This is a genomic window from Jatrophihabitans lederbergiae (genome assembly GCF_031845305.1).
In the GTDB taxonomy this organism is placed as follows: domain Bacteria; phylum Actinomycetota; class Actinomycetes; order Mycobacteriales; family Jatrophihabitantaceae; genus Jatrophihabitans_A; species Jatrophihabitans_A lederbergiae.
Genome location: NZ_JAVREH010000137.1, coordinates 1 through 2,251, shown reverse-complemented (window position 1 = coordinate 2,251; position 2,251 = coordinate 1). Strand labels below are relative to the sequence as shown.

Here is a 2,251-nt window from a genome sequence, read left to right as displayed (position 1 = left end):
CATCTCTGACCAGGTGTTGTGCGAGAGCTCGGCGGCGAGGAATCGGGCCAGGTTCAGACACCGTTCCGGGTCACCCGACACAGACATCGCCGCGACACGTTCCAGATCCAGCAGCCAGTGCTCGCCCGTGTCGGTGTAGCCGACGCTGGCCAGCGTCGGGAACGGCGCGAAGTGGTAGGCCCGGTCGGCCGGGTCATAGCTCAGTGAGTCGCCCCGCTTGACCGACCACCGGGTCGCGGTTTCATCCGCCGCCCATGGTGCCGGCGCATCCGGTCGGGCCGTGGCCAGCACCAACTCAAGGACATCGGGGGTCATGCGCGCGGCGACAACGTCGGGCAGTCGCGCGTCCTCGTGTTCGGCCAGGGTGTGGACCAGGCTGCGCAGCGCCTGATCCAACCATGTCACGTCGGTGATCCCTGCGCCGCCCGAGGCGAGCAGGTGCCGCTCGATGCGGTGCAGCTCGGGCGGGGTCGCGCCGATTGCGCGGCCGGCACCACGCCATCGGAACTGTCGGCGGCGGTAGCACGTCATCGCTGCCAGCGACACCCCGGCCAGCAGCATCCCCCCGCCTGTGAACGCCACCATCGGCAGGTCTGAGGACCGCGACGCCGACGCGGCCGTCTGACGCGTCGGCGTCGGTTCCTGGTGGGCAGGCGACGCGGTAGCCGACGGTGCAGCAGTCACGCGCGGTGTCGCGCTAGCGCTCGGCACAAATGGAGGTGGAGCACTCGTCGGCGACGAGTTCGGCACCGTGGGTGTGGTCGGGTTGGTGGGTGCGGACGGTGTCGCAGGCGCAGTGGTTGGCGTCGGTGTGGAGGTTGCCGCTTGGGTCGGGATCTTGACGGTCCAGCCGGGCCGGATCAGGTTTGGATCGGTGAACGTCTGACCGTCGGGCTCGGCCATGTTCTTGCTGGCCTCCCATGCCTGATGCCAGTCCGGCAGTCCCTGTTCCCGCGTGATCGTCGACAACGTGTCGTTGGGGTGCACGGTCACCGCATCAACATGCGCCGCCGATACCAGGGCGGGCGGAGCCAAGGCCGCAGGAAGCTGCACGGTCCAGCCCGGCTTCAGCAACCCTGGGTCGTTCATAACGGTGCCGTCCCGCTGTGCGCGTCCTCGGTTGAGATCCCATATCTGCGTCCAGTTCTCCCCGCCGCCGCAGTGGGTTGCGGCGATGTCCCAGTAGGTGTCGGGGCCCGTTCCGTCGTGCGGGACCACATACGTAGTGGTTCGCGCCTGTTGGCGTGTGTGTCTCTGCGCCACGGCTGCAGCGGGGGCGACCGGATGCGGTGTCTTCGGTTTTGCTTGCGCAGTATCGAGTTGCACAGACGACACCGCGACAGGTGTATGCGCCAGGGGCGAGCCGAAGGCCTGCACCGGGCTGGCCAGCGCGATCGTCGCGGTCCCGATCAGCAGCACGGACCCGATGAGCGTGTGCGCGAGCTGTTGGGACAGGCCGGGGACCAGCGGGATATGACCGGGGTGCGGGACGTGACGGAGTGCTGCGATCGCCTCGACGATCACCGACAGCGCGAACTGCGCCCACGCGATCCACACCACAGCAGCCAGCAGGTCGATGACGACCTCGTTGGTCAGGTCACCGACCTTGAGGTCAGACCATCCAGCCAGCGGATCGCCGATCGTGGCGCCCAGCAGCGTGGGGATACCCGCGAGCAGCGCCAGTAAGACGATGAACGCCCCGAGCGCTTTGACGCCTCGTCTCATCAGTTACCTCCTGTGGTGGTTCCACGTAGTGCGGTCGCGCTGGCCGTCGCGGTGCCGGTGATTTGGTTGACTCCGACGGCGGACAAGATCGCCGTGGCCTCGTGCACCACGACGGAGACGGTGACGTTGTCGCCATCCACGCTGACGGTGCCCGTCACGCCACCGGTCGCGAGCACGGCGTCGGCGGCCCGGGTCGCGCCTGCCGGGGACGCGGCCAACGGGCCGGGGTTTCGCAGCGAGTCCGGTGACAGGGCATCGGCGCCCGCGCGTGCCGCCTGCTGCGCGGTGTCGGCGGCCTTCTCCCGCGCCGCGAGGGCCTTGCCCCCGTCGATGACCAGACCCGCCAGGGCGACCAAGCCGACCGTGATGGCCACGACGTACAGCGACACGAACCCGCACTCATCGGTCTGCCGAATCGCCTGAAACCGGCACGCTGCAGCCCGTCGACACCCGGTCATGGACTGCTGCTGCCAAATGTCCGCACTGTCGTCAGTTCGCGAGCACGTCCTCGGCCTTGATGTCCGTG

Annotated in this window: 1 protein-coding gene and 1 pseudogene; both read right to left on the bottom strand. The window is 68.6% G+C overall.

The window, feature by feature from the left end; genetic code table 11:
- Positions 1 to 1,725 (bottom strand): annotated as a pseudogene (locus tag RM423_RS24495) (LysM peptidoglycan-binding domain-containing protein); the annotation flags it as partial.
- Positions 1,725 to 2,114, bottom strand: a complete 390-nt coding sequence (locus RM423_RS24490; protein WP_311425653.1) for a pilus assembly protein TadG-related protein — start codon at positions 2,112 to 2,114, stop codon at positions 1,725 to 1,727. The gene RM423_RS24490 and the pseudogene RM423_RS24495, both read right to left, overlap by 1 nt.
- Between the last annotated feature and the right edge of the window lie 137 nt (positions 2,115 to 2,251).